Below are 13,646 nucleotides of genomic sequence, written 5' to 3'. Positions count from 1 at the left end.
GACCTCTAAGGAGTTAGCGTGTTTTCATACATCAAACGCCATTGGCCCGTCTATGTGGTTCTGTTTTTGATCGCCATCGCTATGGGTCTGGGGGCCGCATATATCGTGGGCGCTAAGGGGTCGACGCCCAGGTCCACGATGAGCGAAGAGGTGGAGCAAGAGCAGAGTTTGGGTGCCGACGGCATTTCGGATGGCGATCTGGAACTTGTTGACGGCGGGTCTGCGCCTACGGAATAGCCTTTGGTTACATATGCCAGATAACGGGCGAGCCGGCATATCGGCTCGCCCGTTATTTCTACCTACTCCTCTTTTGATGCCGAGCTTAGCCAAGTGAGCCAAATTGCTGTGCCACCGGCGGTCAATAATGCGGTGAGAAAAGAGATGATGGGTGCATTGCCCGTATTTGGAAGATCCTGCGGAATGGCGCATTTTTGAACAACACGATCTTTATCGTGCGACTCGAGTTTTTCGCCTCCTCCGTTGCGGCAAAGGTCAACACGGGCACTGTTGGCGAGTGCGGTTTGGGGCGTATAGGATGAGGTTGCACACATCCGGATGATTGCTCCGTGTAAATCCGATTTGAGGGATGCCGTCGCATCATCAAGGTCGTCATGCTCGTCTTTAAGCCCATTGCGATTCCAAGAATCGTTGTCGCGCCGGGTCGTAAAGTCTGCGGAAACCGAGCCATACTCAAAGCGAATCCCCGTGATAACATCGTCGTCCGAAAGCGTAAGGTCCTTTACTTCGAGGGTGGAAGACTCCATGGTCGAGACATCGGCTTTCCAAAGACTCCAGCCATCGTAATCGACAATCCGCACATCCTCGCCCAGCCGCTCTTTGACCTCGGCTGTCTCGAGCCACGGGTTGGTGTGTTCATCGTCAAGTGTGGCGTTGGCCTTTTCCTTTATGCCCAACTTGTCTGCCGGTGACGTTCGATACCAAACATTGCAGAGCCCGTTTAAGTCGCCGACGGCGATCGGGGTTTTAATGGCGACAAGTTTGGCCGTGCCGTCTTTGGCACATTCGAGATCGTCGGTGACGGTGAACTCGTCGACCCAGGTGCTCGATTCGTTTTGAGCGTCGATGGTGTAGGAATAGGAGCCCTTACTGTCGGGTTGCGTCGCCGCCCGGTTTTTACCGTCGCCGTTCGCCACTGTTCCCTTTGCGGTTGGCCGCGCGATTTCTTGTCGCTTGTCGACGCTCCCCTTAATCTCAATCGGTGCATCCGTCATGGTTACGGCCTGGATCTTCCCCGTATCCTCGACTTCAAAGGATACGTCTTCAGCGAGGTCATAGGAGCGCGGGGACATTGTTTCGCGTAGGGTATAAGAACCGGGTTCAAGGTGCTCCACGCGATGGGGCTGCTCGGATGATATCCAAGAATCAATTTCTGTTCCATCGGCGTCGCATAAGACCAGTCGGGCGCCTTTAACTTCATGCTTGTCTGTTATATCGACCTTGGAGAAATCGACCTTGGTGTAATCATTAGACAATTCGATCTGCGACTCGACCACGGGGACCTTCTGGTCGATATAAGTAAGCTCAACGATATGTGCTGTCCGATCAAGTAGATAGCCGTCGGGAGACTGGGTTTCAACGACTTCGTATCGTGCCGTTCCGCAACCCAGCGAAAGGTTGTCTACGCGAGCTTTACCCTGTTCATCAGTTGTGACGGCGGCAACGGCTTCACCGGCAAGGGCGGCAATGTGGCCATCGGGGCAAACGATATCGTCGGCAGCGCGAATTTCAAACTTGGCACCAGATAGGGCACTGCCGTCTACTGCGTCAGCCTTCGCGATCTCGATGCTTCCGGTTGCCGCGCTGTTGAAATACGAGACGGCGGCGATAGGTGTGAGATCTGCATCGGCAGGAATCGTCACCTTCAGTTCGTCGCCCACAAGGTAGGGCGCTTTGGCTGCGACTTCTCGTACGTAATATGTGCCCGGCTTGAGCGATTCTGGCAACGTGACGGTGCCGGTCGCATTGGTGGTAAAGGTGTTCATAACGTTGTGCGTCGGATACCAGCATGTTTGAGAGATGGGTTCACGGTTGCTGTTGAGCAGCTGAAAACTAAAGCCGGCAAGGGGGACGGAAGCTCCCGTCTGGGCATCGCGTTTGATGATTTGGAGGTGTGTCGAAAGGGTGTGATTGTCCACTATGTACTGAAGCTTGGCTCCGTCGGCGATTTGCTCGGGCGCGATGATCCAATCCTCTGCCCGCTTGAAGCCTGCGGGAACAGTTTCCGGGACCTCGCGAACGGTATACCCCTCACGATCGTAGGGGATGGCTCCATGGACGCCGTCCGGCCGTGTGCCCGCGCCAAACCAGGCCTTGGTCTGGTCTTTGGTGGATGCGAAGCCATAGATATTTGTCGTCAATGTGCCTACGACCTGCTTAGAGCTGTTGCTGACAATTTCAAAGACGACGCCTTCCGCTGGCTGTTCTAATCCCGATTGCTCGCCGTTCCCGTAATCCTTGAACTTGGAAATCTCGAGGTCAAACGCAACATGAGTATTGGGGATGCGGCGTTCGAGCTCAACGACGCCCATGTCGTTTAGTTGATTGGGGCCGACTGTATAGGTCCAGCTGTCATGGGGGAGCAGGTAGCCCTCTGGTGCTTTCGATTCGTAGAGGGTAAAGGTTCCCAGGGGAATGCCGCTTAAGGTCGCCTGGCCATCGCCTTCGGTCGTGAAGGTGCGCGTCCACCCAGGGGTAGATTGCGAGACACAGGTAAATTCGGCTTTGGCGAGCGAGGTTCCCGCCTGCGCTCCGGCACTCGTGGCGGCATCGGTTTTGACGACACGCAGCGTGATAGAACCTGGCTGCTCGTTGATTGTGACATGTCCGCCGCTCTTTCCGGTGGTAAAGGCAATGCGATCGCGTCGGGACAGATAGCCTGTCGGCGCTTTGGTTTCGATTAGGTAGTATGCCGTGTTGGGCAAAAGTGTTGCCCGTGCACGACCGTTGCCGTCCATTTTGATGCTGCCGACGTGTTTGTCCGTGTTTTCCTCAAAGATGTTAAACGTCGCCCCACCTAACTGATACGTATCGTTCCCGCTGGTAATGACAGTGTCTGCAGATCTTTTCTCAAAGGATACGTTGATGGTGGGCAAAACGTAGAGCATATCCTGGTGCCGGCCTTCGTTAGAGACGGGTCCGTGATAGCGTCTGGCGCGATGCGGGTCGGCCTTAATATTTCCGGCTTTTGCGTTGTCGTAGAGCCAGCGCGCCGCCGCGACAACCTCGGCGTCTTGATCGAACTTGCCGCTTTTGGCAACGCCGGCGTTGTTTGTATACGCAAAAGAGCCATCGGGGCGCGTGGTTCCTTTGAGCATCCACACGGCAATCTGGGTTGCGGCGCGGGCGCGTTCGGCCGTTAGGTTATGGCCGCCAAATGATGTGGCGGAGGGGTATCCATGGCAGATGACGGCGGCAAACTCGTTGTCGAGCCATGTCCAACCCTGATTGTAGGTCCGCCAGGGTCCTCCTGGGCTGCTGGGGCCGGGGCAGTCTTGGTTCATGCAGTAAGAAATCGAGGCGTCTTGTGCCTCGTACTTGCCAATGCCAAACGGTCCGCACATATCGCTGATGGTGCGAAAACTAAGCGTATCGTTTCCATCGACGGCGCAGGCGGTACCAGGCGTGGCGCAGGCTAGAAACAACAAGAGGAATAGGAGCAGCGGTGCTGTTGCGATTGCGCTGTGGACAGAGTGCGTGGGTGCATTGGACATGGCTGCTCCTTATCCTTTGTGCGCCGCGCTGGGAGATTGCGGCGCGTGGGATGAGATTAGCGCCGGGGGTCATACGGGTAAGTACCGCGAGCTGACCAAGAACTTGCCAAGTTCCCAACAAATGGAGACCGGTTTTAGATAATCAAACAAAAAAGCAGGTAGAAGACGGTGTAAAACAGGTTACTCGAGTCCCTGTTTTCGCAATTCGAGCAACAAGAAGATGATTTTCCATGCGTAAAACAAGGGTTAGCGCCCTTGTATCAAACAAGACAACCGCGTTATACTATCCCCCACATATGCGGGCATCGCCAAGTGGTAAGGCATCAGCTTCCCAAGCTGACACTCGCGGGTTCGAGTCCCGTTGCCCGCTCCAGTTAAAAGTACAAGCACGGCACCATCACGGTGTCGTGCTTTTTTCAATAAAGTGCCGGGACTCGAACCCGACAGGGTGCGAGCGTTAAGCAAACGCGAAGCGTTTGTAGCGAGCAGGTGAAGGCGCCGACAGGCGCCTGAAGCCGGTGCGGATTTGCGAAGCAAATGCGCGGATGTCCCGTTGCCCGCTCCAAAAAATAAAAGCACGGCACCGCTGCGGTACCGTGCTTTTTTCAATAAAGTGCCCGGACTCGAACCCGACAGGGTGTGAGCGTTAAGCAAATGGCAAAATGTTAGGTCAATACCTGCTGCCTATACTTGCACCTGCGCACGGTACAATGGTTGAGTTACGACCAACGTGCCAATAACCAAAAAGGAGCCGCTATGATCGATCGCTATACCCGCCCGGAGATGGGACACATCTTCTCCCTCGAGAACAAGTACGCCATTTGGCAGGAGATTGAGGTTCTGGCCTGCGAGGCCCAGGCGGAGCTCGGCAAGATCGGTATTTCTAAAGAAGAAGCTCAGTGGATCCGCGACCACGCCAACTTTGAGAAGGCGAAGGTCGACGAGATCGAAGAAGTCACGCGCCATGACGTCATTGCCTTCCTGACCAATATGAAGGAGTATATCGACGCCGATGTTCCCGAGGGCGAGCCTAAACCCAGCCGTTGGGTTCACTATGGCATGACCAGCTCTGACTTGGGCGATACGGCCCTGTGCTATCAGCTTACCCAGGCCTGCGACCTAATTATCGAGGACGTCAAGAAACTCGGCGAGATCTGCAAACGTCGCGCTTTCGAGGAGCGTAACACGCTCTGCGCCGGTCGCACTCACGGCATCCACGCCGAGCCTATGACCTTTGGTATGAAGTTTGGCTCTTGGGCCTGGGAGCTCAAGCGCGATCTGGATCGCCTTGAGGACGCTCGCAAGAACGTCGCCTTCGGTGCCATCTCGGGTGCCGTTGGCACCTACAGCTCCATCGAGCCGTTTGTCGAGGAGTATGTCTGCGAGCACCTGGGTTTGGTTCACGACCCGCTGTCCACGCAGGTTATCAGCCGCGACCATCATGCCTACCTCGCCGGCGTCCTTGCCACCACGGCTGCCACCTGCGAGCGCATCGCTACCGAGGTTCGCAATCTGCAGAAGACCGATACACTCGAGGCCGAGGAGCCGTTCCGCAAGGGTCAAAAGGGCAGTTCCGCCATGCCGCACAAGCGTAATCCCATCACCATGGAGAAGGTCTGTGGCCTGTCGCGCATCGTGAAGTCCAACGCCCAGGTCGCCTTCGACAACGTTGCCCTGTGGCATGAGCGTGACATTTCGCACTCTTCTGCCGAGCGCGTCGCCCAGGCCGATAGCTTTATCGCGCTTGACCACATGTTCCAGTGCCTTATCCGCGTTATCGATGGCCTCCAGCTGTATCCGGCCCGCATGATGGCCAACCTCAACAAGACCCGCGGTCTCATCTTCTCCTCCAAGGTTCTGTTGGCCCTCGTCGATACGGGCATTACCCGTGAGGACGCCTACGCAATCGTGCAGGAAAACGCCATGGCGACCTGGCATGAGGTGCAGGACTGCGTTTCCGGCCCCACCTTCAAGGAGCGCCTCGAGGCCGATCCGCGCTGCACCGTCAGCCAGGAGAAGCTCGACGAGATCTTTGATCCGTGGGACTTCCTCACCCGCATCGATACGGTCTTCGATCGTCTGGAGCAGCTGAGCTTCGAGTAGGTTCGGGCATAACGTTAGCTTTTTAGGGCGCTTTGCTGGTAATGTGTGTTGCCGGTAAAGCGCCTCGTTGCATTTATGGAAAGACGGGGATAATAGTCGTCTCGAATGACATTCTGAGAAGGAGATCGCATGATTTCGTTTGATTACAAGCCCCAGGGCGTGTGTACTCGCAATATTCACCTCAATCTTTCCGATGACGGCAGCAAAGTGCTGGGCGTTGAGTTTACCGGCGGCTGCAACGGCAACCTCAAGGCCATCTCTAAATTGGTCGAAGGTGTTTCTTCCGATCGCGTGATTGAGGTGTTGGCCGGCAATACGTGCGGCATGAAAAAGACCTCCTGTGCCGACCAGCTTACGCGTGCCATCGAGGCCGCGCGTGCCGAGATTGCCTAATGAGTATTTTTGATCGCGTTAAGAATGGGGTAACGCGCCGAGGATTTGTGTTGGGTGGTGCTGCCGCGAGTGCTGCCACGCTGCTTGCGGGGTGCTCGAAAAAAACGGGCACCAGCGATGATGCTGCCGGTGAGCCGCAGGTTATCAAAGATGATTCCAAGATCGTCTCGATTACCGAAGAGTATGAGGCCGTCGACATTGATCTTAAGCCGACGGCGTCGTGGACGTTGCCATTGGGGACGCTGCTGTACTACTGCGATGGCGGTTACGCTGCGGCGATGATGGCGCCCGCATCTGCGCTGCATGCCAACACGCTTGGCGTGTTCAACATGGGGGACGGCTCACTCACCACGTTGATTGACGATCCTGTCGAGGGTTCCGGTTATGCGTTTTACGACGTTCGCGCCACCGATAGCGTGTATGCGTGGGTTGAGATGAACTACGCGAATTCGTCGTGGAAGCTCTATGCGCAAACCCTGTCGGGCGCGGCGCTTACTGGTAATGCCGTTGAGCTTGATCGCGGTGGTGAGGACTACGACCCTCCGCTGTTTACCGCCTTTGACTCGTCGGTCATCTGGTACAAGATGCCTTCGACCGGTGGCAATAAGACCGGCAGCGATTCATATTGCTACCGCCGTTCGCTCGATGAATCTAAAGCGGAGGCAATCTGGAAGTCGACAGGCCGCTTTGCGTCTGCACCGCGCGTGAGCGATGGCATCCTGACTATCTCACCCCGCGTGCGCAATGACGAGGGCGTCTACTACGGCATGACGGCGATCGACCTGACGGACGGCAACAATACCAAGAGGGCTCAGCTGGTCCTTCCTTCGTCGGTATCACCTTTCGAGGCCGTATATATGGGCGATACGTTTGTGTTCTCCATTGAGGCGACCTATGCCGGCGTGGGCGGCCTGGGCAATATGGGTACCTACATTGGTAACGAGGGCGGCCCGTATCAATTTCTATCGCGCGAACCGCTTGCGTGCGCCGCCGGCAGGAAGGGCAAATATCTGGTTAAGGTTCAGGCGTCGCATTTTCTGATCGATACCTCCGCTAAAACCTATGGTTCGCTGCTGTCGCCCGACCGCGCTCTCGAATATGGCGACTATCCAGCTACGGCGGGAAAATCGAATACGTTTTTAACCTATGCCACGGTGCGTAATAGCCAAGGAATTCCCGAGACGGTTACCGCTCGCCTGTTCTCTCTTTAGCGCCGAGGGGTTAAAAAGGCGCCAACGGGGGAATAAGCCCATTGTAACCGTGAGTACCGCCCGCCGAGCTGTCGCGCCCATGCGATGCCCGGTGGGCTCAGGTGCGTTAAAATGGGCTTGTTCTTAGCTAATTGAGACAGGGGGGCCGTGTTATGGCTTCAGATGCAAAAAAGATTCTGCTGGTCGAGGACGAGAAGGCGATCCGTGACGCTGTCGCTGCCTATCTCGAGCGCGAGGGCTACTGGGTTGTTGGCGTTGGCGATGGCCAGTCTGCGATCGAGGAGTTCGAGAAGCACCAGTTCGACCTGGTTGTGCTCGACCTTATGCTCCCCAAGATCCCCGGCGAGCGCGTTTGCCGCACTATCCGCGATACCTCGGATGTGCCCATCATCATGCTTACCGCCAAGGGCGAGATCGAGGATCGCATCATCGGCCTCGAGCTTGGTGCCGACGACTACCTGATCAAGCCGTTCTCGCCGCGCGAGCTCGTCGCCCGCGTTCGCGCCCTGTTCCGTCGTGCTCACCAGGCAGACGAGCCCGCCGTTGAGGTACTCGACTTTGGCGATCTGGTCATCGATATCTCGGGCCACAAGATCTTGGTCGAGGGCAAGGAAGTTGATTTGACCGCTTCCGAGTTTAAGCTGCTTACCACGCTTGCTCGCCATCCCGGTCGCGTCTATAACCGTATGGAGCTGGTCGAGAAGGTGCTCGGCTACGACTTTGAGGGCTACGAGCGCACCATCGACAGCCACGTGAAGAACCTTCGCGCCAAGCTGGGCGACGACCCCAAGAAGCCTAAGTGGCTCTATACCGTTCACGGCGTCGGTTATCGCTTCGAGGCTCCGGCCAAGACCGATAAGTCGGACGAGAAATAGGTAAATCACATATGACACCTGCGCGCTTTGAAATCGGACAAAAGCACAAGCAGGAGAACGAGGCGGGTTCCAAGGCAAGTTGGAACACGCCTCGTTCCGATTCACGGCCGGCGATGAGCTATCCCTCGCGTATGGCTTTGGCTTTTGCCCTGACATCGCTCATGACGGTATTGGTGCTGGTGGGCGTTGTCTCCGTTGTGTGGGGTACCGTCTTTTCGGATTACACGCGCTCCAATATCGTCGAGATCGCCAATTCTGCTGCCGAAAAGCTTGCGACGTCGTATGAGGAAAACGGCAATTGGACTGCGGGCGAGCTGCGCACGGTCGCGACATCGAGCTTGGTGTCCGACGACCTGGGTATGCAGGTCGTCAACAAAAAGGGCGTTGTCGTTTATGACGACTCATGGCCTTCGGCAAGTGCGACCGCCGATGTGCGCGAGAGCGAATTGCCGTCGAGCAGCTCGAGCGGTAAAAAGGCCTCGCATAGCCCGGTCTCGTCAGCGCCCACCGACTCCGATAGCGTTGCCAACGTCGAAATCGTTACGTCCTCTGGCGAGCATGTCGGACAGGTAAAGCTATGGGCTATCGGCTCCGACGCTCTGCTCACTAAGGCAGATTCTGCGTTTAGGGAGAAGACCTTTAACGCCATGGCTCTTGCCGCGGTTGTTGCAATCTGCATCTCGGTCGTTATCGGATCGCTCGTGTCGCGCATGCTTACCAAGCCGATTCATCGTATTACGAGCACAGCCAAGCAAATTCGCGACGGCGATCTGTCTGCTCGTACGGGCTTGCGCGGCGATGACGAAATCGATCAGCTGGGTGAGACCTTTGACGAGATGGCCACCTCGCTCGAGAAAGATATGAAGCACGAAAAGCGCCTGACCTCGGATGTCGCACACGAGCTTCGTACACCGCTCATGGCCATGCTTGCAACGGTCGAGGCCATGCAAGACGGCGTGTACCCCACCGACGACGAGCATCTGGAGACGGTCGCTTCCGAGACGCGTCGCCTCGCTCGTTTGGTGCAGCAGATGCTCGACCTATCGCGTATGGAAAACAGCACGGCTCCGCTCAATCTCGAACCGGTGGACATGGTTCCGTTCGTGCGATCGATTGTGAACGGCCAGGAGCGTCTGTTTGCCGACCGTGACCTTCGCCTTCGCTTTGCAGATGAAACCCAGGGGCACGACGATGTCGTCGAGGCCGATCCCGACATGATCACGCAATGCGTCATCAACCTCATGAGCAACGCCATGCGCTACACCCCCGAGGGCGGTTGGGTCGTAGTGTCGGTGCTCAGTGACCGCAAGCATGTCAGTATTGCCGTTTCGGATACCGGTATCGGTATTGCCAAGGACGATCTGTCGCGTATCTTCGGACGTTTTTGGCGCGCCGATGCCAGCCGCGCCCGCGAAGCTGGCGGCCTGGGCGTCGGCCTCGCCGTAACTAAACAGATCGTCGAGCGTCACCATGGCTACATATCCGTGGAGTCGGAGCTTGGAAAGGGTACGACTTTTACGATTCATCTGCCCCGCGAGCACACGGCGGACGCGGCATCTACTACAATGGAGCACTAGCTTTTCGCTATTCGGTGAAGGAGGGACCGCGTCCCTGCCGCTCCGAGTTTGCGAAAACGTGCGGTAAAGAACCCGCATTTCTGTCGTATTTAGGTAAGGAGTGACTCACGTGACAACGATGGAGCGTCGTCCGGATTCCCGTGGCAAGGTTCGTGATATCTACGATGCCGGCGAAAACCTGTTGATGGTCGCCACCGATCGCATTTCTGCGTTCGACTTTATTCTTCCCGACGAAATTCCGTTTAAGGGAGAGGTGCTCAACCGTATCTCGGCGTTCTGGTTCGACAAGTTTGCCGATATCGTCCCCAATCACCTCGTCTCCATCGATCCGGCGGATTTCCCCAAGGAGTTTGCCGAGTATCGTGACTATCTCGCAGGCCGCGCCATGCTGGTTAAGAAGGCCCAGACGATTCCTATCGAGTGCATCGTCCGCGGCTATCTGACCGGTTCGGGCAAGAAGACCTACGACGAGAACGGCACCGTCTGCGGCATCCAGCTGCCTGAGGGCCTGACCGAGGCCTCCAAGCTCCCCGAGCCGCTGTTCACCCCGTCCACGAAGGCCGAGATCGGTGATCACGACGAGAATATCTCGTTTGAGCGTTGCTGCGAGATCGTTGGCGAGGACATCGCCACGCAGATCCGAGATCTGTCTCTTAAGATCTACAAGGCTGCCGCCGAGTATGCAGCGACCCGTGGCATCATCATTGCCGACACCAAGTTTGAGTTTGGTGTCATCGATGGCAAGGTCACGCTGATCGACGAGTGCCTCACGCCCGACTCCAGCCGTTTCTGGCCTGCCGCCAGCTACGAGGAGGGTAAGATTCAGCCTAGCTACGACAAGCAATTCGTCCGCAATTGGCTCAAGGCCAACTGGGATATGACGGGGGAGACCCCGCATCTGCCCGCCGAGGTCATCGATGGCACGTCCGAGCGCTATCGCGAGGCCTTCCAGATCATCACGGGCTCCCAGTTTACAAGCATGAAGGAGAACGCGTAAGTGAGTACCCGCAGCGCCACGAACAAGCGCACGCAATCCCACGAGGTTACCGGGGTTGCGCGCAAGTCCGCCGCATCCGCCAAGCCAGCTCGTCAGGCAGCGAGTTCTGTTCGCGTCGTGCCGGCATCATCCAAGGCACGCCGCAAGGAGCTCGAGAAGGGCGAGAGCCTCGAGGGCCTCTCTAAAGAGGAGAAGCGCGCCCGCAAGGCTAAGCGGCGCGCCAAGGAGGACCGCATCTACACGGTGTCGAGCATTCTTCTCAAGCAGGATGAGGACTACACCAAGCGCCGTCGCATCTGGTGGGCCGTGCTTACTATCGGCATGGTGCTCGTCGTGGCCATTTGGTCTTCGCTGTACTTCGCTCCCGCTGGCATGGTGTCCAGCCCCGTCCAGATGGCCGGCATTGTTTTGTCCTACATCGTCATTCTGGGTGACTTCATCTACGACTTCGTGCGCATCCGTCCCTTGCGTAATATGTATCGCGCGCAGGCCGAGGGCATGTCCGATAACAAGCTCAACGCTATTATCGAGCGCTCGGCTGCCAAAGAGGACAAGAAGGCCTCCAAGAAGAAGTAGTAGCGTTACAACCTATAGATATCGCTAAGATATAAGGCGCGTCGTTTTTTGCGGCGCGCCTTTTTACTGTCCTGTAGATAGATGGAGTGGCACATGATTCGAGCTGCCCTGACGGTCGAAGAGGCTCTGGAGGGTATGAAGTCCCTGGAGCCCAAGATTAGAAATTATGCGCGTCTCGTTGTCCGCAAGGGCGTCAACGTTAAGCCCGGTCAGGAGGTCGTCGTTCAGTCTCCCGTCGAGTGCGCGTCATTTGCGCGCGTGGTGGTTGCGGAGGCTTATGACGCCGGTGCCGGTCACGTGACGGTCATCTGGGCTGACGATGCCGTGACGAGGCTTACCTACGAGTATGTCGAGAAAAGCTATTTTGAGCAGACTCCCGAGTGGAAGCGCATGCAGCTGGATTCGTTGGCTCAGGACGGAGCCTGCTTTATCTTTATTGAGGGCACGGACCCTGCTGCCCTCAAGGGCATCGATCCCGCTAAGCCTGCCGCAGCTTCTAAGGCGAGGAACATGCAGTGTAAGGTCTTCCGCCGTGGACTGGACTACAACATTAACCCGTGGTGCATCGCCGGCGCTCCGGTCGCTGCTTGGGCGCGCGAGGTATTCCCGGGAGACGCCGATGAGGTTGCAGTCTATAAGCTGTGGAATGCGATTCTGCACACCGCTCGTGCTGATGGCCAGGACCCGGAGAGCGACTGGGAGCTCCATGACGCCACATTCGAAAAAAACCTGCGCTTCCTAAACGATAATCAATTTGATTGCCTGCACTACACCGCTTCGAATGGAACTGATCTGACGATTGGAATGACGAAAGGCCATGAGTGGGCCGGCGGCAAGGGAAAAACTCCCGACGGTCACCCTTTCTTCCCCAACATTCCCACCGAGGAGGTCTTCACCTCGCCCGATCGTATGCGCGCCGACGGCATCGTGTACTCGGCTATGCCGCTCATTCACCACGGCAATAAGGTTGACGATTTTTGGATTAAGTTCGAGAACGGCCGCGTAGTGGACTATGACGCTCGCGTGGGTAAGGCAACGCTTGCGAGCATTATTGAAACCGATGAAGGCGCTGCTCATCTGGGCGAGGTTGCGCTTATTTCCAAGAACACACCGATTCGTGAAAGCGGCATTCTGTTCTACGACACACTTTATGACGAGAACGCCAGCTGTCACCTTGCGTTGGGTGTCGGTTTTCCCGAGTGCATCGAAAGCGGGTATGACATGTCCAAAGAGGAACTTATGGAGCATGGCGTCAACGTTTCGAGCACGCACGTTGACTTTATGATTGGCACGGACGACATCGATATTACGGGCATTACACCTGATGGACGTGAAATTGTGATTTTCCAGAACGGCCAATGGAGTTGGGAATAGTCTCAGACCGTGGTACAATGCCATCCGCGGGCCGTTAGCTCAGCTGGCAGAGCAGGGGACTTTTAATCCCAAGGTCCAGGGTTCGAACCCCTGACGGCCCACCATAGAATAGAAAAGCGACTGGCGGATGCCGGCCGCTTTTTTGTTGCCGGTGCACGGGTTCGAACCCGATCTTCTCTATATATAAGGACGCCTGGCGGCCAAAACCAGCCTTTTACCGACAGGAAACCAAAACCAGATGCCGTTAGAGTAAAGTAGCGCACCAGAGATGACCGATACCTCAACACCTATAAACCAGCTGGTCATCGCCAATACCGGAAGCCGATGCTTCAGATATGACTTCAGTGGAACAGCTGAAGGATCAATTTATTTGTGAACAAAATATGGAGTGCGGGATTCCCGCCCCGCGGGCCCCTCCGGTCTGGCAATATATCTCCTTGCCGCGCGGCCCGGTCGAACCGGGAACCGGCGCAGGCGTGCACCTTGAGAACCGGATACTGCGAGGATGGACACACATGATGTGTCGCATCCGGGCAGACATCGAACCATTTGAAATGGTCTGACTTGGATTCGTTTTTCGCAAGGCCGCCGAGAGGCGGCCCCGAGAAATTCCTTTTCCTATCAAACAGAACCATATGAATCGAACGGAACCGATCAGCGATGACTGAGAGGACCGGACGGGCTCGAGGCCCATTTACTTTGGACGGAGAGTTCGATCCTGGCTCAGGATGAACGCTGGCGGCGCGCCTAACACATGCAAGTCGAACGGCACCTATCTTCGGATAGAGGCGAGTGGCGAACGGCTGAGT

10 protein-coding genes, 2 tRNA genes and 1 rRNA gene are annotated in these 13,646 nt (G+C 56.5%); 12 read left to right on the top strand and 1 reads right to left on the bottom strand.

Annotation, left to right across the window (positions count from 1 at the left end):
• Positions 1-18: 18 nt before the first annotated feature.
• Positions 19-237, top strand: coding sequence for a hypothetical protein (locus ACTQ1E_RS04930; protein WP_441540310.1), 219 nt, complete (start codon positions 19-21; stop codon positions 235-237).
• A 62-nt stretch (positions 238-299) separates the two neighbouring features.
• Here the strand turns inward: ACTQ1E_RS04930 and ACTQ1E_RS04925 are convergent, their stop codons facing one another.
• The gene (locus tag ACTQ1E_RS04925) at positions 300-3,731 is read right to left on the bottom strand and encodes a SpaA isopeptide-forming pilin-related protein (RefSeq protein WP_441565078.1); all 3,432 of its coding nucleotides are present in this window, start codon (positions 3,729-3,731) and stop codon (positions 300-302) included.
• Positions 3,732-4,029: 298 nt separating this feature from the next.
• On the opposite strand from ACTQ1E_RS04925, the gene ACTQ1E_RS04920 reads away from it, so the two are divergent.
• The 11 genes from ACTQ1E_RS04920 to ACTQ1E_RS04870 all read left to right on the top strand — a co-directional run.
• Positions 4,030-4,104: transfer RNA gene (locus ACTQ1E_RS04920), tRNA-Gly, on the top strand.
• A gap of 383 nt (positions 4,105-4,487) precedes the next feature.
• Positions 4,488-5,834: an adenylosuccinate lyase gene (gene purB / locus ACTQ1E_RS04915; protein WP_427729011.1), complete on the top strand. Its 1,347-nt coding sequence runs from the start codon at positions 4,488-4,490 to the stop codon at positions 5,832-5,834.
• Between the two features lie 129 nt (positions 5,835-5,963).
• Positions 5,964-6,227, top strand: a complete 264-nt coding sequence (locus ACTQ1E_RS04910; RefSeq protein ID WP_441563780.1) for a TIGR03905 family TSCPD domain-containing protein — start codon at positions 5,964-5,966, stop codon at positions 6,225-6,227.
• 47 nt (positions 6,228-6,274) lie between these two features.
• Positions 6,275-7,438: a hypothetical protein gene (locus ACTQ1E_RS04905; protein ID WP_441565114.1), complete on the top strand. Its 1,164-nt coding sequence runs from the start codon at positions 6,275-6,277 to the stop codon at positions 7,436-7,438.
• 152 nt (positions 7,439-7,590) lie between these two features.
• A complete protein-coding gene (locus ACTQ1E_RS04900) occupies positions 7,591-8,313 on the top strand; it encodes a response regulator transcription factor (protein WP_006236208.1) in 723 nt (240 codons plus the stop codon).
• Between the two features lie 11 nt (positions 8,314-8,324).
• A complete protein-coding gene (locus ACTQ1E_RS04895; protein ID WP_154516828.1) occupies positions 8,325-9,890 on the top strand; it encodes a sensor histidine kinase in 1,566 nt (521 codons plus the stop codon).
• A gap of 118 nt (positions 9,891-10,008) precedes the next feature.
• Positions 10,009-10,887, top strand: a complete 879-nt coding sequence (locus ACTQ1E_RS04890) for a phosphoribosylaminoimidazolesuccinocarboxamide synthase (RefSeq protein WP_154516897.1) — start codon at positions 10,009-10,011, stop codon at positions 10,885-10,887.
• A complete protein-coding gene (locus ACTQ1E_RS04885; RefSeq protein ID WP_427717870.1) occupies positions 10,888-11,463 on the top strand; it encodes a hypothetical protein in 576 nt (191 codons plus the stop codon). It begins immediately after the preceding gene.
• Positions 11,464-11,556: 93 nt separating this feature from the next.
• The gene (locus tag ACTQ1E_RS04880) at positions 11,557-12,837 is read left to right on the top strand and encodes an aminopeptidase (RefSeq protein ID WP_441565076.1); all 1,281 of its coding nucleotides are present in this window, start codon (positions 11,557-11,559) and stop codon (positions 12,835-12,837) included.
• A 28-nt stretch (positions 12,838-12,865) separates the two neighbouring features.
• Positions 12,866-12,941, top strand: a tRNA-Lys gene (locus tag ACTQ1E_RS04875).
• A gap of 596 nt (positions 12,942-13,537) precedes the next feature.
• Positions 13,538-13,646: ribosomal RNA gene (locus tag ACTQ1E_RS04870) — 16S ribosomal RNA — on the top strand; the annotation flags it as partial.

Origin of the sequence: Collinsella sp. LCP21S3_C7 (assembly GCF_052118485.1) — a bacterium.
Taxonomy (GTDB): domain Bacteria; phylum Actinomycetota; class Coriobacteriia; order Coriobacteriales; family Coriobacteriaceae; genus Collinsella.
Note: the sequence above shows the minus strand (reverse complement) of the source record. Positions and strands in the feature narration are given on the sequence as shown.